Here is a 24,784-nt window from a genome sequence, read left to right as displayed (position 1 = left end):
GGACTTTTAACTTTATCTACTATCGTGGAGGCGGCATGGATGCCGCCCGTTTGGCTGTGGTATCAGGGAAGTACCATCAGCCAAACAAAGGGGTTTTGTTACTTTTGCCCAGTCAAAAGTAAGGCATTGCCTATACAAAAAGCTTTCGATTATTCAAAGTTTATGGGGCAATGTTAACTTCTTATACAATCGGAGCTAAAGTAAATAATACCTGTCCTGTTTTAACCGTTTGCGCTTTATCAATCAGAATCTGATCGACCTGCATTTTTGCTGGTGCGACAATTGGGATTTCAATTTTCATGGCTTCAATCACCGCCAAAGTTTGTCCCTCTTCAATGACATCACCCACAGCACACTCAATTTTCCAGACCGAACCTGGCATGTGCGACTCCACCACCATGCCCCCATTCGGTATGTTAATTTCTGAATCATCAACAATCACATCCAGATCTTCAGAAACGTACTCCGCCAAGCCTGCTTCATGCCATCTTTGCCGTTCTGCTTCAAAATTGCTTTGCTGTACCTGTTTAAATGCCTGAATGCTGTCCTGATTCTCCTGAAGAAAAGCATTGTATTCCTTGAGATTGAGCACACCCTCTTCAATTCTAAGTTGTAAGCGTCCTGCCTTGAAATCCTCACGCATTACCATCAATTCCGATTCAGACACTTCATAAAACTTGATCTGGTCAAAGAATCGAAGTAACCACGGCTTATGCTGCTCAAAATTCGGGTTTTGGCGATAACGACTCCATACTTGGGTCGTCCGCCCGACAAACTGATACCCCCCTGGTCCCTCCATACCATAAACACACATATAGGCACCACCGATACCAACAGCATTTTCAGGTGTCCATGTCCGTGCAGGGTTATATTTGGTCGTGACTAAACGATGTCGTGGGTCTAACGGTGTGGCAACAGGTGCTCCAAGATAGACATCACCCAAACCCATCACTAGATAAGAAGTACTATAAACAATATCCTTAACCGCCTGCTTGGATGACAAGCCATTGATACGACGAATAAATTCAATATTGTCTGGACACCACGGCGCATCAGGTCGTACCAGTTGGGTGTATTTTTCGGTTGCCAATTGGGTTTGCGAATCTTCCCAAGCGAGGGGTAAATACACAGTTCGGGATGGCACCTGCATATTTTCAATATCAGGCAGTTCGGTTTCTGCCACCTGCAACAAACGCAATAAATCCAGTTGATCTAAAACAGTCGAATCAAAATGAATCTGGAGCGAACGGATACCTGGTGTCAGGTCAATAATACCCTGAATATTTTGCGATTTGACCCATTGCATCAAGGCATGAATACGGAAACGCAGGTTTAAATCCAGTACCAGATCACCATATTCCACCAACAGATATTGGTTACCTGCTGGACGATAAGTCACTCTTGGTTTATCTGCACCTTGTTGCAAGATTGCCAATACGGCATTTTTCAGGGTGATGGGTTCAGCTTGAATGTTGACCGAGAAATCAACCTGAATAGTGTTTTCACTCTGCAATGCAGCCTGATAACGTTGTTCCAGTAGCTGTGCCTGCTGATAACTAACAGGAATAAACTGAACCTTGTCACCTGCCTTGAGTTGTCCGAGTTTCCATAATTCAGAATGAATCACCACCGCAGGACAGACAAAACCGCCTAAACTTGGGCCATCTGGCCCCAGAATAATCGGCATATCGCCTGTAAAATCAATCGCACCAATCGCATAAGCATTGTCATGGATATTGGATGGATGTAGTCCTGCTTCGCCACCGTCAATTCGTGCCCATTCAGGTTTTGGCCCGACCAAGCGAATCCCTGTACGGCTGGAGTTAAAATGAATTTCCCATTCTTGCGCAAAGAACATAGAAATGTCCTGAGCGGTAAAGAAATCAGGCGCACCATGTGGGCCATACATCACCGCAATTTGCCATGTCTGACTAAAATCAGGAATTTGAGTAGGTTCTAATGTGGTAGTTTCGGTAGAGTGGTAAGCAGAAATCGGCAACATATCACCAATCAACAGATTACGTCCTGCATGTCCACCAAACTGTCCCAAAGTAAAGGTGGCTTGGCTACCCAGATAGTCAGGTAATTTTAGGCCATTTTTAATGCCAATATAGCTGCGACATCCTGTGATAATGCGCCCGCATTTCAGCACTTGCCCTTTGCAGATATTAATCGTTGTCCACATTGGAACATCAACACCATCCAGCGTTGCCTGCATGTCACCGCCTGTTAAGGCAATTTGACTGTCACAGTGAAATTTCAGGGTTGGCCCTTGCAGGGTACATTCCAGACCTGCGGTATTAAATGGGTTGCCAAGCAGTTGATTGGCAACATTGAGGCTGAGCGCATCCATTGCCCCTGATGGCGGTACACCGACATCCCAATAGCCCAAACGCCCTGTGACATCCTGTACAGCCGTTTGAATCCCAGCCTGCAATACTTCAATTTTTTCAGTTTTCCATTCAAATGTATTCAGGAAACGAGTGGTTTGTGTGCCTGCATGAAAAACGTCACAGTTCACAATATTCTGTAAATATTCCAGATTGGTTTCGATGCCTGCAATTTCCGTATTGCTTAGGCTATTTTGCATGGCCGTAATTGCTGATTCACGGTCATCTGCGGTAACGATAATCTTGGCAATCATCGGATCATAAAATGAAGAAACATTTGAACCTGTTTCGACCCACGTTTCTACGCGTGAATGTGCATCAAACTGGACATTGGTCAACAAGCCTGCGCTTGGCTGGAAATTCTTGATCGGGTCTTCGGCATATAGACGTACCTGAATCGAATGTCCTTTAGGCTCGAAAAGCTCAGTTGGTGCAACCCAGTCACCACTGGCCAGCGTGACCATCCATTCCACCAAGTCCACGCCAAAGACTTGTTCCGTCACACCATGCTCGACTTGCAGCCGAGTATTGACCTCAAGGAAATAAAATTGCTGAGTATCAGTATCCATCACAAATTCAACTGTTCCAGCAGAACGGTAGTGCACCGATTGCATCAGTTGAATAGCAACTTGTTGAATATAGCTACGTTGTTCAGCATTGAGATGTGGCGCAGGCGTTTCCTCAATCACTTTCTGATTACGGCGTTGCACTGAACAATCACGTTCACCTAACGCAAGAACCTTGCCCTGCCCATCGCCAAAAATCTGTACTTCAATATGGCGAGCATTTTGTACAAATTTTTCTAAATATAAGCCTGCATCTTTAAAGTTGGCTTGTGCCAGATAGGAAACGGTTTGATAGGCTTCCTGCAATTCTGTTTCATTCCAGACCAGACGCATCCCGATCCCACCACCACCTGCGGTACTTTTCAGCATCACAGGATAGCCAATACGACAGGCTTCTGCGATAGCTTCCGCTTGATCTTTCAGCAGTTGGCTACCTGGCAATAATGGCACATGGTTTTGAATTGCTAATTCACGGGCGGTATGTTTTAAACCAAAATCCCGCATTTGTTGCGATGTTGGGCCAATAAACACAATGCCCTGTTGCTCGCATAAATCACAAAAAGCGGCATTTTCCGAAAGGAAACCATAACCTGGATGAATCGCCTGCGCACCTGTTTGTTCGGCAACCTCAAGAATTTTATCAATATTTAAATAGCTTTGCTGTGCCGCAGAATCGCCAATAAATACCGCTTCATCAGCTAAAGTAACATGTAAGGAATCCCGATCCGCTTCGGAATAGACAGCTACCGATTGAATACCTAATTTTTTCAGGGTACGAATGATACGACAGGCAATTGCACCACGATTGGCAATCAGAACTTTATTAAACATGGCTCAACTCCTCCGCTTCACGAACAATCAGTTGAATAGGCGTTGGGTTATAGGCATTACATGGATTATTCAGTTGCGGACAATTGGAAATTAATACAATTAAATCCATTTCCGCCCGAATCTCGACATATTTTCCTGCTGCGGAAACCCCATCATCAAACATTAAATGCCCTGCTGGCGTCACAGGCACATTCATAAAGAAATTAATATTGGGTCCTAAATGGCGCACATTCAGTTGGTGTTTATGCGCAATCGGATGTCTGGCAATTGCATACATAAAATTGTTACGGCAACTGTGCATTGGATATTTATCGTGGGCATAGCGCACGGTATTGCTTTCACAGGAACACGCACCGCCTAAAGTATCGTGTCGCCCACAATTATCCTCAACAATGGTGGCAATCGGACGGGCAAAATTACTATATAAAGTCGTACCTTGCTCCAGATAAATTTGCTGGTTTTGGGTCAGGGTATCGGTTGCGCTATAACGTTCATCAGGATTTTCTGCGCTGATAAATAAGGTATCCACCGCCTGATTGCCCTCTAAATCAACAATACGAAACAGTTGTCCTTTTTTGACTTCGCACATCCATGCTTCGCCTGCTGGACACACTTCATCTAAAACCGTGTTTTGAAATTGTAATGTGGTCATGATTTCTTCCTCAAAAATTAAACAGATAAAGCGTAGTAGCGGGCATTGTTGGCAAAACCACGCTGATTTTGAGGACATGAATCACGGCATACATCGGATTCAGTTAAGGCATTGGCCTTGAATAAACGAAGTTGAACATCGGCAGGTTGATAACTTTCAGATGTATCCAGCGCATGTGGTGCAGCCGATAAAAATAGCAAACAATCCATTTCGAAACGTAACTCTATGCTTTGCTGGGTTTTATCTTCCTGAACATAGGACAGTTTGCCATTCTCATCAGGAACAACTTTGGAAAATAAATTGATGCAGGCGGTTAAATCAGCCTGTCTTAAACCAAACTTGGCAAACTCAACCAACAAGCCATCCAGACCACTTTGATACATGTCATTGCGGGCATCCTGAAAAGTTTGAATGCCAAATTGCTGTTGAATCTGTGCAGGCGTACTCGGACTGCAAAATACATCATTCCAGCCATGATCATCCTGAACAATGGATGCCATTACTCGCCCTAAATCGGAATACAGCACATGTCCAGTAGATAAAAATGCTGTATGTTGTGCCTTTAAACTATCAGGCATATTGAAGCGTTCCAGCTTATCTTCGGCATTGACACAATAGAGTGAGACATTGGCATTTGCACCCAGTGCCTCAAGTTGCAACACTGCCCCACGCTGAATCCGACCTGACCAATGATGACCACCGAGTAGTTTTTCTTGCCAAAGTAATTGATTATTATGATAAATAGATGGATGCATAACAAAACCCCTTAAGGATGATTTGACCTCGTTATGGCAAAATGCCGATCCTCCCGGGCTTTTATCCCTCCGTGTAGTTCTGTCGAACCGTTCTCTCTCGGTCCAGTCATGTGCGCTTAAACACATCGGAACCCTAGACAACTTTTAATCTATTTAAATAAAAGCAAAAGACATGCCATTTTAGTAATACGATTTTTTAGAAAAGTATTACTAAAATGGCAACAAAATAAGGCAAGGAAATAGAACAATAGTTTAAGTGGCACTTTTTTAAAGCAAACTGCCATAAAATGCTTCATTGGATTTGATGAGTTCATCAATTGTCAGGCATAAAAAAACACCCCAAACCGAAGTTTGAGGTGCTTTTAGAATTTTACTTAGTAAAACAAATTATGCAGCATATACTGGAAATTTAGCGCACACTGCTTCAACTTTCGCTTTTACATCAGCAATCACTTGTTCATTACCTTTGCTATCGATAATGTCAGCGATCCAACCTGCAAGATCACGAACTTCTGCTTCACCAAAACCACGAGTGGTCACAGCTGGTGTACCAATACGGATACCAGAAGTCACAAATGGAGAACGTGGATCATTTGGTACGGCATTTTTGTTAACCGTGATATGCGCAGCACCTAACCATGCATCAGCATCTTTACCTGTCACATCTTCTTGCTTGATCAAAGACAACAAGAATAGATGGTTGTCTGTACCACCAGATACAACATCATAACCACGTGAAATAAAGACTTCCGCCATTGCCTGAGCATTCTTCACCACTTGTTGTTGATAAGTCTTAAACTCATCAGACATGGCTTCTTTAAAGCAAATTGCTTTCGCCGCAATCGCATGCATTAAAGGCCCCCCCTGATTACCAGGGAAAACAGCTGATTGAAGTTTTTTCTCGATTTCTTCGTTTGCTTTAGCAAGGATTAAACCAGAACGTGGACCACGAAGTGTTTTGTGTGTCGTCGTGGTCGTAACGTCTGCAATTTGAACTGGGTTAGGGTAAACACCAGCAGCAACCAGACCAGCAACGTGCGCCATATCAACAAACAGGTAAGCACCTACTTTGTCTGCGATATCACGGAAACGCTGCCAATCAACAACACGGCTATAAGCAGAGAAACCTGCAACAATCATGCGTGGTTTGTGCTCTAAAGCCAAACGTTCAACTTCTTCATAATCAATTTCACCCGTTTCTGGGTTTAAACCATACTGGACTGCATTATAGGTTTTACCAGAAAAGCTGACTTTCGCACCGTGAGTCAAGTGACCACCGTGTGCCAAGCTCATACCCAAAACGGTATCGCCTGGGTTAAGCAGCGCTAGATAAACAGCAGAGTTTGCCTGAGAACCCGCATGTGGCTGAACGTTTGCATAATCTGCACCAAACAATGCTTTGGCACGATCAATAGCAAGCTGTTCTACGACATCAACATATTCACAACCGCCATAGTAGCGTTTGCCAGGATAGCCTTCTGCATATTTGTTGGTCAGTTTTGATCCTTGTGCTTCCATCACTGCTGGAGAGCAATAGTTTTCAGATGCAATAAGTTCGATATGAGCTTCTTGACGCTCACCTTCCGAAGCAATTGCCTGAGCGATTTCTGGATCAAATTCAGCAATAGAGATATTGGCAAACATTAGCGGGGGTCCTATAAATTAGGGCTTTTAAGCCGTGCTAAAGATTGGTGCGTATTGTAGCACGAAGTTTGCCATTGCACAGATTGATATTTATTTAATTCTTCGTGAATTTTATTCACGTTGAGTATGCGACAAACAAGCCAACCCTCTATAAATGTTCAAAATCTGGATGGAATGGAAAAAGTGATTTTAGATCATTCAGGAGTAAGCAATTTCAACAATTGTTTAGTTACATGAGCCCTTGCCTTTTTCTGTTTAAAAATAGTGGGAATATGCAACAGAAAAAAGGAGTAACGATATTTTTTATGATCACGTAGGTTTTCATTTAAATAATGATAAAGATCAGACGCAGCTTCCCGATGAAATGCCCATAAAGGTTGTTGTCTATACATCACTATATAATAGGCATCATTCGGCCAATTCAGTTCATGCTTCTGCCTATAACCACAACTTTCACAAATAATACCTCCTTTGGTTATAGAGGAGTATCGGGTTCTCCAGACGCTCTCACCATAATTTTCAGGTAAATCCTGAGTTTGCTCTAGATTCCGTGATAAATTTGGATAATAAAGTGCAGCATTCCAGTATCCTCCACAACTATCCTGAAAACGCTGATACTCAAAAGCTGGATGCTGTTGAAAATAACTCACATCTTTTTTAAGTTGAATGTGTACCAATTTGGCAAACTCAAAACTTGCTTTGTGCTGGCAATCTGGGCATTTAGCATCTAACTGTTGAGGCAATGACCAATATTCATAAATTCCTGTCATTTATTTTAAATTCTAAGTGATCTATTTTCAGAGCAACAATCCTACTCAATTTTTCAATAAAAAAGCCGAAACTAGATTGATTTCGACTTTTTATTTTCATGCCATTCCGATCCTTAAGAAACGGTATGGGCTTTCATATCCATTTCCGCACGTTTCATTTGTGCTTCCTTTAAAATACGCTCATGTAATGGTTTACGCAAACCTAGTAAGAATACAAACTCAGCCAAGACAAACAACGGGCCAATCGCCAGACCAATCAGGTCATCCACAAAAGCTGGTTTTTTCTTTTCGAAGAAATGACCAACGAATTGAAATACCCAACCCACCACAAAAATACCGATACTTGCCCCCAACCAGCTCCACATTGGTAAGGCGGCAATATTCACTGCAAGTGGATAGACCAGTGCAAATAAAATCAGCATGAGTACACCAAACAGCTTATCAAGCGAAATATAGTAAATGCTACTCAAGACAATCAAAACCATTGCCAGTGTCACTGAAAAGCCTGATATTTCCACCCCAGCACGGGCGGTTAAACATAAAATTGAAAAAACAATTAAGGGAATCCCCACAAAATGGGTCACAATATTGTTTCGATCTAAATGATAGGCAGCATATTGGCTGAGTAGACGTTCCAGATTTGTCATTTCTCATTCCTCATATAATTCGTTTATGCTGTTAATCTATAAGAAATATCACAATGAAGTTGTCATATAGCTGACAAATGGATTTATTTTTAGCAAAGGAAATTGAGTGTTAGACGCAGCCTATATTATACAGTTACAGCAAAATTCCTGGTTTCATCATTTAGCTGAACCTTTCCAGCAATTTATTATCCAGCATGGAAAAAAGCATACTATTGAAAAGAATACAGCTATCTTTAACGCCCAAGACCCTTTTGATGGTGTATATGGTGTACTTGAGGGCTCAATTAGTCTGGGCTATATTGATGTCAATGGTAACGAAGCGATTGCGGCGATTGCAGAACCCATCATGTGGTTTGGTGAAATTTCTCTGATTGACAAGCAACCCCGTTCTCATGATGCGATTGCTCTAAAGAAAAGTGTGGTCTTACAGATTCCTGCCCAGCAACTCACTGAACTATTAGAGCACTCCCCTTATTATTGGTATTATTTTGCATTGCTCACCAGCCAAAAACTACGCTATGTGTTTTTAGAGCAAATTGCCATTCAAACCCAAAGTATTACCCAGCGTTTAGCTCAACGCCTGTTATTTATTTTGGAGGGATACGGCAACCGTTCCTTTATACAGGATTTAAATATTCAAATCTCGCAAGATCAGCTTGCCAATATGCTGACAGTGTCCAGACAGACCGTAAATCAGGAGTTGAACCTATTTGAAAAACAGGGTGTCATTCAGCTTGGCTTTAAAAAGATTGAGGTGGTTGATTTAGAAAAATTACGTAAGTTGGCATCAATGGGTTATTTAAAAGAATGACAAAAATCAATCGTGATTTATTCCAATTATCATTTTAAGAGATTTAAAAATGTACTATATCTGCATTATCGTTCTAAACTTAAGCGCAAATTAAAATATAAACTCCCACTATAAAACAACACCTAGCACTCAAAATATTTCACAAAATCATTCTGCTTTTTTTAATGGCAGCGTTCTACATTAAAGCTAAGCACTATTGCTTATCTCGATGCAGATTATCATTATGAAAAAAGTCGCAACTCTTCTCACAGCAGGCTTATTTAGCGTGTTAAGTGCCAGCGCATTTGCCTGCCCAAAAGGAACTCAGTTACAAGGTGGCACAGGCCCCAACCACAAAGGTGGAAAATGTATTGCCGCTCATGTTGTAAAGGCTAAAAAAGAAACCGCCCAGACTAAGCAAACACTAAAACATGAAACCATGCAGGCCTCATCAAATACAAATAAAGCGGTCAATGCTGCGACACATTCAATCAAGTCGGAAGCCAATAAAGCAGCCAAACCCTCCTAGATCTAATTGATTGATGACTTTAACCACCAAAGCGGGATTTTTCTTCCCGCTTATTTTATTTTGGAGAGGTATTTCCCAGTGCAGGATTATCAATTGCATCCTTACATTGGGCTTTATCACGTTCATAGTCTGCCTGCTTCTGCGCAGGGCTAGATGAACGATCTTTTACATCTCGCGCCCATGTGTCCAGACTGGTCAGTGCCTTACGGCAAAGTGCATATTTGCCTTCTGTCACAGAGTCGGTCATTTTGACATTGATCCGCCAATCCGTGCTGAGCTGGCGTAAAGGCTTTCTGACTTTTTCTTCAATTTCAGAGACTTGTTTATTATAAACAATTGGGTCAATTTCATTAATCAATGTCCACGCCGCATTTGCATAAGTGGTTGCATCATTGTTTAATTTTGGCGCAGGTTTGATTTCAACCTTTTTTTCAGGTTGATTGTCTCCCTGCCCACATGCAGTCAATAAAAAGGTGCTACACAATACGATTATTGCCACACGAGTTTTTGGATTAGACATATCAAGTCGCCAATGAAATATTTCGGCATTATGCTAGTCAATCTGGGAATAATTCTCAATCATTGTTACTTATTTATCATGGATAAAACCACTCATGTCACAAATAAAAATCTATGCGCATCGCAAAACAATAGATCAGTTTAGAGATCAGCTTTCCCAGGCCATCCATCAGGCTTTGGTTGAAAGTCTGAGCTATCCTGTGGAAAAGAAGTTTCAGCGTTTTATTGCCCTGGAACAAGATGATTTTATCTATCCAGATGACCGTAGTGACAACTACATCATTATTGAAATTTCCATGTTTGAGGGTCGAAGCATAGAAACCAAAAAGCGTTTTGTGCAGGCAATCTTTGCCAATATTCAACAACAATGTGGCATTTCGGCTCAGGATATTGAAATCACGATTTTTGAAACACCGAAATGCAACTGGGGAATACGAGGTAAAAATGCGGATGAATTGGGACTGAACTATCAGGTCAATGTCTAAATAAGCGAGAACGATACAAGGCAGGATTTTTGTCTAACAAAAACCATGTTTTTTGTGTCAATTTAAGCTTAATTCAGCAGAAAGTTCTGCTATGCTTAAACACAAATTTATCAGGATAGGATTATTCGCATGAGCGTTACTCTTGGAACTCCACTTCAATCTTCTGCATTTAAGGTTTTACTGTTAGGTTCTGGAGAGCTGGGTAAAGAAGTGGTGATTTCTTTACAACGCCTGGGTGTGGAAGTTCATGCAGCTGATCGTTATGACCATGCACCTGCCATGCAAGTTGCCCATTATTCCTATACCCTGAATATGGCAAATCCAACTGAATTAAAACAACTGATTGAAAAAATTAAACCGAATTTAATTGTTCCTGAAATTGAGGCAATTGCGACTGAGGTTTTGCTTGAAATCGAGCAAAGCCAAACTGCAACTGTGATTCCATCGGCAAAAGCCGTCAACCTCACCATGAACCGTGAGGGCATTCGCCGTTTGGCTGCGGAAGAACTGGGCTTGCCAACTTCAGCCTATCGTTTTGCCAGCACATTGGAAAGCTTCCGTGCGGCCTGTGACGACATTGGTTATCCAAACTTTGTTAAACCCGTCATGTCCTCTTCTGGCAAGGGTCAGTCCCGTGTTAAGAAGTTTGATGAGGTTGATGCGGCCTGGGAATATGCCATGCAAGGCGGTCGTGTCAATCAGGGTACAGTGATCATTGAATCACAAATTGATTTTGACTTTGAAATTACCCTGCTTACCGTTCGTGCCAAGAATCCAGAAACAGGGGAAATCGAAACCCATTACTGTGATCCAATTGGACACCGTCAGGATGCAGGCGACTATGTTGAAAGCTGGCAGCCACAACCCATGACGGCAGCGGCCTTGCAGGAAGCAAAACGTATTGCAAATAAAGTCACAACCGCTTTGGGTGGCTGTGGTATTTTTGGGGTAGAGCTATTTATCAAAGGCGATAAGGTCTGGTTCAGTGAGGTCTCACCTCGCCCGCATGACACAGGTCTAGTGACCTTGGCATCACAGTTCCAGAGTGAATTTGAGCTGCATGCCCGTGCGATTTTAGGTTTGCCTGTGAATACCGCACGTCATAGTGTGGCAGCCAGTGCCGTAATCTATGCAGGTGTTGATGCGAACAACCTGAGCTTCTCTGGCTTAAATCTTGCTTTGGCAAACCCGAACACTGACTTGCGCTTGTTTGGTAAACCAGAGGGCTTCAAACGCCGTCGTATGGGTGTTGCAACTGCACGTGCTGAAACTACAGACCTTGCGCGTGAACTGGCACAACAGGCAGCAGACCAAGTGAGTGTAGAAACCAACGCTTAAAATCTCCCTTAATCCCTCTTTTATAAAGAGGGAATTTGATAGAAGAACCATTTTCATGATCAATACCTCTCCATTGTTAAACTACGTCACCAGTCTTCATGATATTCAGGCCATTAACCAATGGCGTACAGATGTAGAAAAACAATTACAGGAGAGTTATGAAAATGGGCAACCGATTCGTGATGTGATTAGTGCCCGATCTGACTCCATTGATGAAGCACTCATTTTTCTTTGGAATCATGCGGGTTTAGACCAGACCGAGTTGGGTTTATTTGCGGTTGGTGGTTATGGCCGCCATGAGATGCTACCCTATTCTGATACCGACATCATGATTTTGTCAGAGGATGAAATCAGCGAAGAACAAGGTAAGCTGATTTCCGCTTTCATTTCCTCACTTTGGGATGTCGGTAATTTCAAGCCTGGCACCAGTGTCCGAACTATTCAAAACTGCGTCGAACAAGCCAGCAATGACCTGACGGTTGCCACCACCCTGATTGAAGCGCGTTTGATCACAGGCAATGAACAGCTTGCCAAGTGGCCACGCCGTATTGTGGCGCAAACCTGGACTGATAAAACGTTCTATGACGCGAAAATGGCTGAGCAAGCCAAGCGCTATGCCCAGCACAACAACACTGAAAGCAATCTGGAACCCGACATTAAAAATGCGCCAGGCGGTATTCGTGATATCAACCAGATTGGCTGGATTGCTAAACGCCACTTCCGCGTCAACCGTATCTATGACCTTGTACATTTAGGTTTTATCACTGAATTTGAGCTTGCTGTACTTGAAGAAGCGGAAAGTTTCCTATGGGAAATCCGTACCCATTTACATCGCTTGGCAAAACGTGATGAAAACCGTTTATTGTTTGAATATCAACGCGATATTGCAGCAAAGTTTGGCTATGTTCGTGAAGAGGGTCAACACGTCAATTTTGCCGTTGAACAGTTCATGAAACGGTATTACCGCACTGCCCAACAGGTTTCCACCCTCAATGAAATGCTACTTGCCTATTTCAATGAGTCGGTGATTACCCCACGTTTGCCTGACTATGAACGCCAGATCGTAGAGATCAATGACCGTTTTAAAATTGTGGATGGCAAGCTTGCAGTACAGCACCATAAGGTTTTCTCTGAAGAACCCAGTGCGATTCTAGAATTATTCTATTTATTGGCAAACCGTCCTGAGATTACAGGCATCCGTGCCCGCACCTTGCGTTTGTTGGTCCTTGCAGCCAAGCGGATTGACCAGCGTTTCCGTGACAACCCAGAACATCAAGCGCTGTTTATGTCGATCATTCGCTCACCACATCTCTACAATACGATGGTGGCAATGAAACGGTACGGCGTTTTGGGCAACTACATTCCTGCTTTCGGGCAGATTATGGGATTGATGCAATACGACCTGTTCCATATTTATACGGTTGATGCACATACCCTGTTATTGCTGCGTAATCTCAGCCGTTTTAAAGAGCCTGAATTTGCCAAGGATTTCCCTGTGGTCAGCTCAGTGTTCCAGCGTATTGCACGCCATGACATTGTGTATATGGCGGCAATTTTCCATGACATCGCCAAAGGTCGTGGCGGTGACCATAGCGAACTTGGGGCAATTGATGCGATTGAGTTCTGCCGCACACATGGTTTTACCGAACGCGAATGCAAACTGGTGGCATGGTTGATTAACAACCACCTCCTGATGTCACTGACTGCACAGAAAAAAGATATTTCCGATCCTGACGAAGTAAAAGAGTTTGCTGAAAAAGTCGGCGACATGGAGCATCTGGATTATCTCTATACATTGACTGTCGCAGATATTAATGCAACCAATCCAAAGCTCTGGAATACATGGCGTGCCTCCCTGATGCGCCAGCTCTATACCTACGCCCGTGACGTGATTCGCTCAGGCTTAGGTCGTCCAGTTGATTATCAGATGCTGATTGAGGACACCAAGTTTGCAGCCAGTGAATTACTGGTCAATGACTTCTCTCTCGCAGAAGTAGAAAAAGTCTGGCAAGAGCTGGGGGATGAATATTTTGTCAAGGAGTCTGCCAATGAGATTGCATGGCACACTCAGGCGATTCTACAGCACGGCGATAATCCAGAGCCTTTGGTTTTATTACGCGCACATCGTAATGCCGCAGATGATGCGGTTCAAATCTTCATTTATACCCGTGACCAGCCTAACCTGTTTGCAACCACTGTGGCTGTGCTGGACCGTATGAACCTTGATGTTCAGGATGCACGAATTATCACCGCAAGCACTGCATTTAGCCTGGATACTTACTTGGTGCTGGACCGTTTTGGGACATTGCTCACCGATCCTGATCGGGAACGTAAGGTTAAAGCGGCGCTGGTTGATGCTCTCAGCCATTCAGACCAATATCCAGGTATTATGCAGCGCCGTATTCCGCGTCATTTACGTCACTTTGATGTGCAGAATACGGTCGATATTGTCCTGAACCCAGCCTTACAGCAACATATGGTTGAAATCTCGACACTGGATCAACCAGGCTTACTGGCACGGATTGGTGCCTTGTTTATGCTGCAAGGTCTGGACATTCACTCTGCAAAAATTGCAACATTGGGTGAACGTGCCGAGGATATTTTCTTTGTCACCAAGAAAAATGGTGTATTGCTTACAGATGAAGAAGTCAAGGCTTTTGCGGAAACGCTAAAAGCGGCTTTGGATGAAGTGTCAAATCAGGTTTTTAACCCATCGTAATTCCAATTTTCATCAATGCATTGGGCGTAGGCAATACGCCCCTACAGTTTGGTAATTGTTTCAATGAACTCAAGTTTATCTTTATTGCATCCTTATCCTTTTGAAAAGTTAAACCAGCTTTTTAAAGGGCTACAACCTGCCGATTTACCGTTGATTCCACTTTCAATTGGTGAACCTAAACATCCAGCACCTGAGTTCGTTAAACAAGCGATTATTGATAATTTTGGGCATTTATCAACCTATCCAAATAGTAAAGGCTTGCCTGAGCTGCGCCAGAGTATTGCACAATGGCTGAGCAATCGTTTCAAGCTGAACCAAATCAGTGCGGAAGATCATATTTTGCCTGTTTCTGGAACACGGGAAGGAATCTTCTCTTTTGTTCAGGCATTGATTAAACGTGAAGATGCACCTTATATCGTGATGCCGAACCCGTTTTACCAGATTTATGAAGGTGCTGCGCTGTTGGCAGGTGCAAAGCCTTATTTTATCAACTGCACTGAAGAAAATGGCTATCTCGGCGATTTTGATGCCGTGCCTGCCGAAGTTTGGGAAAAAACCGCATTATTATTCGTGTGTACCCCAGGTAATCCAACAGGTACAGTACTGTCAAAAGAACAGTTTAAAAAGCTGATTGCGCTTTCTGACCAATATGGTTTTGTGATTGCATCTGATGAATGTTATTCAGAACTGTGGTTTGATCAGGCACCAATTGGGCTATTGGAAGTTTGTGCTGAATTGGGACGTGACGACTATAAAAACTGTATCGTGTTCCACTCATTGTCTAAGCGTTCAAACTTGCCAGGAATGCGCTCAGGTTTTGTGGCTGGTGATGCTGCACTGTTAAAACCTTATTTGCAATATCGTACCTATCACGGTGCAGCAATGCCTGTACAACACCAATTGGCTTCGATTGCAGCGTGGAATGATGAAACGCATGTAGAAGAAAACCGTCAGCAATATCGTGCCAAGTTTGATTTATTCCAGTCCGAACTGGGTCATTTACTGCCCTTACAAAAACCAGATGCAGGTTTCTATTATTGGCTTAAAGTTGATAATGATGAAGCTTTTGCCAAAATGTTGATGGAAAAAGCGCATATCAAGGTATTGCCAGGCCGTTACCTCTCCCGTGATACCGAACAGGGTAATCCAGGCGAAAATCATGTACGGATGGCACTTGTCGCTGATTTAGCACAATGCGAAGAAGTCGTGAAGCGGTTGAAAGCGATTTTATAAATAAAATTCCCAAAATTCATTTGATATTTTGGGGATTTTTATCATCCGACCCAGTTTTCTAACTGTAATGCAGGCACACGTTCAAACTCTTTCGTATTGTTGGTCACCAATATCAAACCTTTACTTCGCGCGTGGGCAGCAATATGTAAATCATTATCACTGATGAGCTGCCCAGTTTTTCTAAGAATAGCCTTGATATTTCCATACTGAATCGCAGCTTCCAGACCATAATCCAATATCTGCAACCGTGAAAGAAAATTCTCAACGATGTATAGATTCTTTTCAGGGTATTGGCTGTTTTCAGCACCATAAATCAATTCGGCAACAGTCACACTACTTACACAAAGCTGTGTGGCAACGCTATTAAATTTGGTTCGTACCTGCGGCGGTTTTTGTTTTATGACATAAATAACGATATTGGTATCAAGCATATATTTCAGCATTTAAAAAGACTCACGCTCGCTATTGAGCTGTTCTCCACGCTCAAAATCGTCAGACACAGTTAAGTCTGGATTATCAAAAAAACTATCCCAAACCTGATCTACTTGGCTAATTACACGCTCAACTCCCATTTGACGAACAAACACTTTTTGTGTCTGTTCCGAAAAACGGTAGACACTTGGTAATCGAACCGCCTGTGTACGATTATTCATGAATATAGATGTAATCATTCCACTTCTCCAATCTGCTATATACATTTAGTATATACTCTATAGTTTATAAATCAAACGCTTTGGGCAAGCATTAGATTTTGTATTTTTTACATAAAAGATAAAATACAGATTCAAAACTAATATTCATCTTTCTGTTTTAACCATCGGTTGAAATCTTCGTCTATACTTAGCCATCAATTTAAATTGACTATAGAAAGATGACTTCTCAAACTCCCCTGAAAACAAAGAAAAAAGTTTGGTTCATTTTGGCAATCGTGATCATATTGCTATTTGTTGCACTTCTGCTATGGAAAGCAAGCTCAAGCAAAACCATTGCAACAACACAACCAAAAAATACCGCAACAACCGCACCCAAAGCTGCTTTGACCGTAACTGTTGTTCAACCTGAACAGCAAAACTGGAAGCAAACATTCACCGCAAATGGCAATATTGCAGCTTGGCAAGAAGTCGTCATTGGCAGCGAATTGTCTGGTCAGCGCCTCACGCGTGTCAATGTCAATGTCGGTGATGAGGTTAAACGCGGACAGGTTTTGGCAGAGATTAACAGCGATACCATCCGTGCCGATTTGGCGGCGGCCAAAGCCAGCTATGCCGAAGCACAGGCTGTACTGGCTGATGCCGTGACCAACAATAAACGGATTCAGCAGCTCAGGAATACAGGTGCAATCTCGGCTCAGGAATCGACTCAATATCAAACCTCGCAAGCCACTGCCCAAGCTAGACTTGATGCAGCCAAAGCACAGATTGAAAGCAATCAACTACGTTTGGCACAAACTCAGGTGATCTCACCTGACAATGGCGTGATTTCAGCCCGTACCGCAACTGTTGGTTCTTTGGCTCAAACTGGACAGGAACTGTTCCGCCTGATTCGGGATCATCGTCTGGAATGGCGTGCGGAAGTCACCACTTCGGATTTGTATAAACTCAAGCAAGGGATGAATGCACGTATTTTCTCGCCTGACCCTGCCCAGCCTGCCATTACTGGTAAGGTTCGGATGATTGCCCCTGTGATCGATCCTCAAACCCGCTATGGATTAGTCTATGTCGACTTGCCAGCCACTCAGGCGGTCCGTATGGGCATGTTTGTAAAAGGTGAATTTGATTTAGGGGAGAAACAAGCACTGACCATTCCACAAACTGCCTTGTTGTTACGTGATGGTTTTGCCTATGTGTTTATCGTGGGTAACAACAATCGTGTGGCACAGCAAAAAGTGACTGTTGGGCGACGTTTGGCTGATCGTGTTGAGATTCTGGACTTGCCTGCAAATGTAAAACTGGTTGCGTCTGGTACAGGTTTCCTCACCGATGGTGATTTAGTGACTGTCGCAAAAGACATTCCTGATACGCCATTGACCAAACAACTTGTGACCACACAGGGGAATTAAAATGAATTTCTCTGCCTGGTCAATCCGTAATCCTATTCCAGCCATTTTATTGTTTATTATGCTGGGATTGACGGGTTTAATGTGTTTTAAATGGATGAAGATCCAGCAATTTCCAGATATTGAGTTGCCAATGGTGACTGTGACCGCAGCCCTGCCAGGTGCTGCGCCACCACAACTGGAAACTGAAGTTGCTCGTAAAATTGAAAACTCGATTGCCACCCTGCAAGGTTTAAGGAATCAGTACACCAATATTCAGGATGGTGTTGTCACGGTTACAGCCGAGTTCCAACTGGAAAAACCGCTGCAAGAAGCGGTTGATGACGTTCGTAACGCAGTTTCTCAAGTGCGTTCAGACTTGCCTGCCGATTTACGTGACCCCATTGTCAGTAAAATCAATTTATCAGGTTCACCTATTCTAACCTATACCATCCAGTCGCCAAAAATGGATGAGGAGGCTCTGTCATGGTTTGTGGACTATGATATTGCCCGCGCCATGCTACAGGTTAAGGGTGTGGGTGCAGTCGCTCGTGTGGGCGGTGTTACCCGTCAAGTTGAGGTTGAACTTGACCCTGAAAAATTATTGGCACTGAATGCAACAGCAACTGACATTACCCGACAACTGCGCTTAATCCAGCAAGATGCATCTGGCGGTCAAACCAAGATTGGCGGCAGTGAACAGTCCATTCGCACCATTGCAACGGTAAAAACAGCCGAAGAAATTGGGGCAATGGATATTGCACTCAGTGATGGCCGTCATATCCGTCTTGATCAGGTCGCAACCATTCATGATGGTATTGCCGAACGCCGTTCTGCTGCATTGCTGAATGGACAGCCTGTGATTGGCTTTGAAATTACCCGTAGTAAGGGTGCCAGTGAGGTTGATGTTGAAAAGGGCGTGGTCGAGGCACTGGATAAACTCAAGGCTGCACATCCAGACATTAAGATTACAGAAGCATTTAACTTTGTTAAACCTGTTGCTGACAACTATGAAGGTTCGATGTCCCTGCTTTATGAGGGTGCCATTTTAGCCATCTTGGTGGTGTGGCTGTTCCTACGTGATTGGCGTGCAACCATTATTGCCGCAACTGCCCTACCATTGTCGATTTTACCAGCCTTGATTGGGATGTACTTTTTTGGTTTCACCCTCAATACCGTTACCTTGCTGGCAATGTCGCTGGTGGTCGGGATTCTGGTCGATGATGCGATTGTTGAGATTGAGAATATCATTCGACATCTCAGGATGGGTAAAACACCGTATGAAGCGGCAATGGAAGCTGCCGATGAAATTGGGCTTGCCGTGATTGCCACCACATTCACCCTGATTGCCGTATTCTTACCGACCGCGTTTATGAGTGGTATTGCAGGTAAATTCTTTGTGCAGTTTGGCTGGACAGCAGCATTGGCAATTTTTGCCTCCTTGCTCGTGGCACGTCTGCTTACGCCAATGATGTCTGCCTATATCCTTAAACCTTGGATAGGCAAAGTTGAACCCCATGAAGATACTGACCAACCTGCCAATGATCAAGGTACAGCGACTTTAGCGAAAGACCGTGCCAAAGATGGCAAAGTTATGCGTGGCTATATGCGTCTGGTGACGTGGTGTTTAAACCATCGCTGGATCACGCTGTTTGGTGCAATCGCCTTTTTTATTGGTTCAGTTATGCTGATTCCGTTATTGCCAACTGGATTTGTACCACCACCAGACACTGGACAAACGCAGGTACGTCTGGAATTGACTCCAGGTTCACAATTTGCCGATACCTTAAAAACGGCAGAATATGCACGAAGCTTAATTAAGGATCATCCTGAAATTAAAAGCATCTATACCACCATTGGTGGTGGAGCGGCAGGAAGTGACCCCTTTGCTGGTGGTGCATCCAGTGAACCTCGTAAAGCGACTCTGACCATTCAAACCACTGAACGTGCTGACCGCAGTGCCAGCCTACAAGACATTGAAGACCAGATTCGTCAACGTTTGGCACCATTGCCAGGCGCTAGGATTCAGGTCGGTCTGGCGGGCAATAATAGCCAATATCAACTGGCACTTTCAGGTGATGACCCTGAAGCCTTGATGTCAACAGCCCGCGCACTGGAACGTGAATTACGCACCATTCCAAACATTGGTAGTATTACTTCAAGTGCGGCCCTGATTCGTCCTGAACTGGTGATTCGCCCTGACTTTGCCAAAGCCGCAGATTTAGGAGTGACCACTTACGATATTGCCGAGACTTTACGTATCGCAACTGCGGGTGACTTTGACCAAAATCTGGCAAAACTCAATCTTTCACAGCGTCAGGTGCCTGTGGTGATTAAATTACCTCTTGCCGCCCGTCAGGATCAGGAACTGATTAAACGCCTCATGATCAAGGGCAGTCATGGTCCTGTCATGCTGGGAACGATTGCCGATGTAAATATTGAAAGTGGACCATCACAGATTGACCGCTTCAACCGTCTGCGTAATATCAACTTTAATATTGAGCTCAACAACCAGCCTTTGGGTGATGTTGCAGCGAAAGTTGATCAATTACCAACCATGAAAAATCTACCACCGACAGTAAAACGTACCAATATTGGTGATGCTGAAGTGATGCAGGAATTATTCTCAAGCTTTGGCTTGGCAATGCTGACGGGTGTACTGTGTATTTATGTGGTGCTGGTGCTTTTATTTAAGGACTTTTTACAACCGATCACCATCTTGGTTGCATTACCGCTGTCTTTGGGTGGCGCTTTCGTGCTGTTACTTTTGGCAAAAAGTAGCTTTTCAATGCCAAGCTTAATCGGTTTAATCATGCTAATGGGAATCGCAAGTAAAAACTCAATTCTCTTGGTGGATTACGCCATTATTGCCAGAAAAGAACGAGACTATTCACGTTTCAATGCCTTGCTTGATGCCTGCCATAAACGTGCCCGCCCGATTATCATGACTACGCTGGCAATGGGTGCTGGGATGTTACCGATTGCATTAGGTATTGGAACTGATCCAAGCTTCCGTGCACCAATGGCAATTTCAGTGATTGGTGGACTGATTACCAGTACATTCCTGTCTTTACTGGTGATTCCTGTGGTCTATACTTTTATTGATGATATTAACCGTAAGCTTCATGGGTTTAGAAAACCTAAAACCATTGAATAAAAACATCCATAAAAAATGGGCGGTTAATAAACCGCCCATTTTTTATTGTCTCTTATTTGCTTGCCAATGCTTTCTCAATATCCGCTTCCAAAGCCTCGGGTTTGGTCGTCGGTGCGTAACGTCCTAAAACCTCACCATTACGCCCCACCAGAAATTTGGTGAAATTCCATTTAATGTTCTGGCTTCCCAAAATACCTTTCGCCTCTCGGGTTAAAAAACGAAAAATGGCATGTGCTTCAGGCCCTTTTACATCAACCTTGGCAAACATTGGAAAATTGACCCCATAGTTACGTTGGCAGAACGCCCCTATTTCTTTATTTGTTCCTGGATCCTGCCCACCAAACTGGTTACATGGAAACCCCAAAATTTCCAGACCCTGTGGTTTATATTTTTCATAGAGTTTTTCAAGTCCTGCAAACTGCGGGGTAAAACCACACTTGCTTGCAGTGTTTACAATCAGCATGACCTTGCCTTTATAGTCGGCGAGCGCCTTTATATCTCCCTCTAACAATTCAGCTTCAAACTGATAAATGTTACTCATGGATATGTTTCCTCGTCGTTCTTTTCTTGTGTTTTAAGTTGTAGTGATGCCGAATTAACGCAATAGCGCAATCCTGTCGGCTGCGGGCCATCCTCAAATACATGCCCCAAATGCGCGTCACAATCATGGCAGACAATTTCCGTTCTGACCATACCATGCGACAAATCTTCGTGTTCTTCTATTGCAGTGCTGTCAAGTGGTCGAAAAAAGCTCGGCCAGCCACACCCACTGTCATATTTGGTGTCCGAGGAAAATAGTTCCGCACCACAGCAACGGCACACATAGGTTCCATGCTGCTTAGTGTTCCAGTATTGTCCAGTGAAAGCAGGCTCTGTGCCTTTTTGACGGGTAATCCGATATTCTTCTGGTGACAGTTCTCTTTGCCATTCTCGGTCAGTTTTATTGACTTTTCCCATGACCTGCTCCTTTTATTCTGTATTTTAAAAGTATTTGGTGATCAGTTTTTATATTTACGCGATTCCCAATAAAAACTCTAGTCTATCGCTGCAAAATTTATAACAAATTAAACATTTACCGCACAAATAGCAAATAGTAAGCAAAATAGGTTTTATGGTGAGCATTTTATTTATAGGTTTATCTTTCAAGTAAGCAAAGATGATGCTATGCTGATACCACACCGCTGTCTGTTGTACAGGACAAAAAATGTCGCAAAAGAAAAGTGTGGTTTTTCAAAACCTATTGCCAACCATCAGACAATATCAACAATCGGGTTTTACCCATGAAAAAATTGTTGAATTACTGAGAGATCAGCATGATCTTGATCTGGTTACCGTTGAAACCTTTAAAAGTTATTTATACCGATATGCAAAAGTGAATCCAGCTATGTCTAAAAATACTGCTATTCCCAACTCAACTCAAACCACTAGAGAAATCAGGAAATCCTCTAAGCTTGAGCATGTTTGTTACGACATTCGTGGACCAGTATTACGCGCCGCCAATGAAATGGAAGAGCAAGGACATAAGATCATCAAGCTGAATATCGGCAATCCTGCGCCTTTTGGTTTTGAAGCGCCACAAGAGATTATCAACGACGTTGCCTTAAACCTGCCAAATGCGATTGGCTACACTGATTCCAAAGGTATTTTCCCTGCGCGTAAGGCAATCTGCCAGTATTACCAGCAGAAAGGCATTTTTGATATGCATGTCAATGATGTGTATGTTGGCAATGGTGTGTCTGAACTGATCGTGATGGCGATGCAGGGGTTGCTGGATGACGGCGATGAAATGCTGGTGCCAATGCCTGACTATCCATTGTGGACAGCGGCAGTCAACCTTTCAGGGGGTACGGCAGTTCACTATAAATGTGATGAAGAGAACTACTGGTATCCCGACATTGCGGATATGGAAAGCAAGATCACGCCAAATACGCGTGGGATTGTGGTGATTAATCCAAACAACCCGACAGGCTCAGTCTACCCTCGCCATGTATTGGAACAGATTGTTGCCCTGGCAAAAAAACATGACCTGATTCTGTTTGCCGATGAAATTTACGACAAAATCATTTATGACGGAATCGAGCATGTCGCATTGGCGGCACTGGCAGGCGACCAGTTATGTATTTCGTTTAATGGTTTATCCAAAGCATATCGTATTGCGGGTTATCGTGCTGGATGGATGGCGATTACAGGTGACAAAGCGCGTGCGGCAGACTATATTGAGGGTCTGGACATGCTGGCTTCCATGCGTCTGTGTGCCAACCATCAGGCGCAATATGCCATTCAGACTGCGTTGGGTGGTTATCAGTCCATTAATGACCTAATCCGTCCAGGTGGGCGTTTATATGAGCAACGCAATATTGCATGGGAAATGTTGAATGAAATTCCTGGTGTGAGTTGTGTTAAACCTGATGGTGCCATGTACTGTTTCCCTAAACTTGACCCAGAAATTTATCCAGTTGAAGATGACGAAAAATTCATGCTGGATTTATTAAAGGCTGAAAAAGTTTTACTGGTTCAGGGCACGGGCTTTAACTGGCCAACGCCTGACCATTTCCGTGTGGTATTTTTACCTGCGGAAAATGAGTTACGTGAGGCAATTAACCGTTTAGGCCGTTTCCTCGCTAAAATACGTTAGGATCATATTCAATCCCCCTTTGATACATAAGGGGGATTTTTTATATTTAAAATAAAAATTTTACACTACTTATTATCTTAAAACATAAGAACAATAATCAGCTTAAAACACATATTAATTAACCCGAATCTTGTTTAAGCCGATATTTCCATAATACGAATCATCGGCTTGTTTTGATGACATATTTGATAAGCACATAAAGATGCATAAATACCAGCTAAATAGCCTGCAACACTTCTCGCTCTAGTCGTCACTAGATTGTACGCCCCCTTCAGCAAACTGAATAAAGTTTCTATTTTATTGCGTTGTTTCAGATGGTATTCATCTGCTTTTGATAACTGTATAGATTTCATGTTCTTTCGGTGATAGGTAATTAAATCAATATCTTGTACTCTTAATTTACTCTTTAATTCATGACTAATATAGCCACGATCAGCATACAATTTAGCAGTCATTCCTTTGACTAACTGTTCAACCATTTTTATATCTGCTGTATGCCCATTTGATAAAGCTGTGCTGAGTATTTCACCTGACTGATTCATAAGTACATGCAACTTACAACCAAAGAACCAACCCATAGAACTTTTACCACGAGTTGCAATTGCTGCTAGCGATTTATGTCTTTTTATTCGCTGATTTTTACAGACAGCCAATGTCGTTGAATCGATCCATAAATAAGAACTTTGCTGATCTTTCATCAGGGCGAAATGTAAGGCATGTAAAGCCAGTTGATGAGTATTGATCAGGTAAATCATACGTTGGTAACAAGGCAGGCTTTTGAATAAATGAAGATAGTTATGTCTCAGTGCCGTAAAGAATGCTTTAAAGTTATTGAAATGTGAATGTTTATACCAAATTGCAATAAAGACAATTTCAGAAATACTGAGCTGTGCAGGGCGAATTCTTAGGCATTTAAGATTTTGCTTTAAGAATTTCCAGTAAACTGATTCAAATTTTAGAAAGAAATCATCAATTATACAGAATAATTGGGTACTATCGAACATAAGGACTAGAGTCGTAAGTTTTGTGTGGTAACTAACTGATGGCTCTAGTCCTTCTCTTTTTCAAGTCTATGGCTTATCCGTGATT

At 43.0% G+C, this 24,784-nt stretch carries 21 protein-coding genes and 1 riboswitch; of the genes, 9 read left to right on the top strand and 12 right to left on the bottom strand.

Features of this window, described 5'->3' with window-relative positions; translation table 11 throughout:
- Positions 1-181 precede the first annotated feature (181 nt).
- The 6 genes from uca to QLH32_RS00825 all read right to left on the bottom strand — a co-directional run bounded on the left by uca (position 182) and on the right by QLH32_RS00825 (position 8,255).
- On the bottom strand, positions 182-3,787 hold the full coding sequence (gene uca / locus QLH32_RS00850) for an urea carboxylase (RefSeq protein WP_283267614.1): 3,606 nt from the start codon (positions 3,785-3,787) through the stop codon (positions 182-184).
- Positions 3,780-4,439, bottom strand: coding sequence for an urea amidolyase associated protein UAAP2 (locus QLH32_RS00845; protein ID WP_283267613.1), 660 nt, complete (start codon positions 4,437-4,439; stop codon positions 3,780-3,782). The genes uca and QLH32_RS00845 overlap by 8 nt, the downstream gene beginning before the upstream one ends.
- Before the next feature lie 17 nt (positions 4,440-4,456).
- Positions 4,457-5,194: an urea amidolyase associated protein UAAP1 gene (locus QLH32_RS00840; RefSeq protein ID WP_283267612.1), complete on the bottom strand. Its 738-nt coding sequence runs from the start codon at positions 5,192-5,194 to the stop codon at positions 4,457-4,459.
- A gap of 48 nt (positions 5,195-5,242) precedes the next feature.
- Positions 5,243-5,342: riboswitch (guanidine-I (ykkC/yxkD leader) on the bottom strand.
- Positions 5,343-5,581: 239 nt separating this feature from the next.
- Positions 5,582-6,838 carry a serine hydroxymethyltransferase gene (glyA, locus tag QLH32_RS00835; RefSeq protein ID WP_267979248.1) on the bottom strand — a complete coding sequence of 419 codons (1,257 nt, stop codon included), beginning with the start codon at positions 6,836-6,838 and terminating at the stop codon, positions 5,582-5,584.
- 194 nt (positions 6,839-7,032) lie between these two features.
- The gene (locus tag QLH32_RS00830; RefSeq protein ID WP_283267611.1) at positions 7,033-7,608 is read right to left on the bottom strand and encodes a hypothetical protein; all 576 of its coding nucleotides are present in this window, start codon (positions 7,606-7,608) and stop codon (positions 7,033-7,035) included.
- A gap of 113 nt (positions 7,609-7,721) precedes the next feature.
- Positions 7,722-8,255, bottom strand: a complete 534-nt coding sequence (locus tag QLH32_RS00825; RefSeq protein WP_283267610.1) for an Mpo1 family 2-hydroxy fatty acid dioxygenase — start codon at positions 8,253-8,255, stop codon at positions 7,722-7,724.
- A gap of 106 nt (positions 8,256-8,361) precedes the next feature.
- Here QLH32_RS00825 and QLH32_RS00820 point away from each other — a divergent pair, with 106 nt between their 5' ends.
- Entirely contained in the window at positions 8,362-9,066 is a 705-nt protein-coding gene (locus QLH32_RS00820) for a Crp/Fnr family transcriptional regulator (protein WP_283267608.1), read from the top strand.
- Positions 9,067-9,289: 223 nt separating this feature from the next.
- A complete protein-coding gene (locus QLH32_RS00815; protein ID WP_267979244.1) occupies positions 9,290-9,574 on the top strand; it encodes a hypothetical protein in 285 nt (94 codons plus the stop codon).
- 55 nt (positions 9,575-9,629) lie between these two features.
- On the opposite strand, the gene QLH32_RS00810 is transcribed toward QLH32_RS00815, so the two are convergent.
- Positions 9,630-10,094 (bottom strand): hypothetical protein, encoded by a 465-nt coding sequence (locus QLH32_RS00810; RefSeq protein ID WP_283267607.1) that lies wholly within the window; start codon positions 10,092-10,094, stop codon positions 9,630-9,632.
- Between the two features lie 94 nt (positions 10,095-10,188).
- Between QLH32_RS00810 and QLH32_RS00805 the strand changes: the two genes are divergently transcribed.
- From QLH32_RS00805 to dapC, 4 genes are all read left to right on the top strand, one after another.
- Complete coding sequence (locus tag QLH32_RS00805) at positions 10,189-10,578, top strand: tautomerase family protein (protein ID WP_267979242.1); 390 nt, start codon at positions 10,189-10,191, stop codon at positions 10,576-10,578.
- Positions 10,579-10,698: 120 nt separating this feature from the next.
- Entirely contained in the window at positions 10,699-11,916 is a 1,218-nt protein-coding gene (gene purT, locus QLH32_RS00800; protein WP_283269385.1) for a formate-dependent phosphoribosylglycinamide formyltransferase, read from the top strand.
- Between the two features lie 55 nt (positions 11,917-11,971).
- The gene (gene glnD, locus QLH32_RS00795; RefSeq protein WP_283267606.1) at positions 11,972-14,635 is read left to right on the top strand and encodes a [protein-PII] uridylyltransferase; all 2,664 of its coding nucleotides are present in this window, start codon (positions 11,972-11,974) and stop codon (positions 14,633-14,635) included.
- A gap of 63 nt (positions 14,636-14,698) precedes the next feature.
- Positions 14,699-15,868 (top strand): succinyldiaminopimelate transaminase, encoded by a 1,170-nt coding sequence (gene dapC, locus QLH32_RS00790; RefSeq protein WP_283267605.1) that lies wholly within the window; start codon positions 14,699-14,701, stop codon positions 15,866-15,868.
- A 41-nt stretch (positions 15,869-15,909) separates the two neighbouring features.
- Here the strand turns inward: dapC and vapC are convergent, their stop codons facing one another.
- Positions 15,910-16,311, bottom strand: coding sequence for a type II toxin-antitoxin system tRNA(fMet)-specific endonuclease VapC (gene vapC / locus QLH32_RS00785; protein ID WP_283267604.1), 402 nt, complete (start codon positions 16,309-16,311; stop codon positions 15,910-15,912).
- Positions 16,312-16,539 (bottom strand): type II toxin-antitoxin system VapB family antitoxin, encoded by a 228-nt coding sequence (gene vapB, locus QLH32_RS00780; RefSeq protein ID WP_283267603.1) that lies wholly within the window; start codon positions 16,537-16,539, stop codon positions 16,312-16,314.
- 200 nt (positions 16,540-16,739) lie between these two features.
- Here vapB and QLH32_RS00775 point away from each other — a divergent pair, with 200 nt between their 5' ends.
- On the top strand, positions 16,740-17,927 hold the full coding sequence (locus QLH32_RS00775; protein WP_283267602.1) for an efflux RND transporter periplasmic adaptor subunit: 1,188 nt from the start codon (positions 16,740-16,742) through the stop codon (positions 17,925-17,927).
- Position 17,928: 1 nt separating this feature from the next.
- The gene (locus QLH32_RS00770; RefSeq protein WP_283267601.1) at positions 17,929-21,060 is read left to right on the top strand and encodes an efflux RND transporter permease subunit; all 3,132 of its coding nucleotides are present in this window, start codon (positions 17,929-17,931) and stop codon (positions 21,058-21,060) included.
- 52 nt (positions 21,061-21,112) lie between these two features.
- Here QLH32_RS00770 and QLH32_RS00765 read toward each other — a convergent pair whose 3' ends face one another.
- Both QLH32_RS00765 and msrB read right to left on the bottom strand, forming a co-directional pair.
- Entirely contained in the window at positions 21,113-21,601 is a 489-nt protein-coding gene (locus tag QLH32_RS00765) for a glutathione peroxidase (protein WP_004759941.1), read from the bottom strand.
- Positions 21,598-22,017 carry a peptide-methionine (R)-S-oxide reductase MsrB gene (gene msrB, locus QLH32_RS00760; protein WP_267979234.1) on the bottom strand — a complete coding sequence of 140 codons (420 nt, stop codon included), beginning with the start codon at positions 22,015-22,017 and terminating at the stop codon, positions 21,598-21,600. Before msrB ends, QLH32_RS00765 begins: the two co-directional genes overlap by 4 nt.
- A gap of 247 nt (positions 22,018-22,264) precedes the next feature.
- Between msrB and QLH32_RS00755 the strand changes: the two genes are divergently transcribed.
- Positions 22,265-23,695 carry a pyridoxal phosphate-dependent aminotransferase gene (locus QLH32_RS00755; RefSeq protein ID WP_283267600.1) on the top strand — a complete coding sequence of 477 codons (1,431 nt, stop codon included), beginning with the start codon at positions 22,265-22,267 and terminating at the stop codon, positions 23,693-23,695.
- 134 nt (positions 23,696-23,829) lie between these two features.
- On the opposite strand, the gene QLH32_RS00750 is transcribed toward QLH32_RS00755, so the two are convergent.
- The gene (locus QLH32_RS00750; RefSeq protein ID WP_283266581.1) at positions 23,830-24,699 is read right to left on the bottom strand and encodes an IS982 family transposase; all 870 of its coding nucleotides are present in this window, start codon (positions 24,697-24,699) and stop codon (positions 23,830-23,832) included.
- Positions 24,700-24,784: the final 85 nt, after the last annotated feature.

The organism is Acinetobacter corruptisaponis, from assembly GCF_030053775.1.
Taxonomy (GTDB): domain Bacteria; phylum Pseudomonadota; class Gammaproteobacteria; order Pseudomonadales; family Moraxellaceae; genus Acinetobacter; species Acinetobacter corruptisaponis.
The sequence above is the reverse complement of the archived record's forward strand: the minus strand, read 5'-3'. Positions and strand labels throughout refer to the sequence as shown.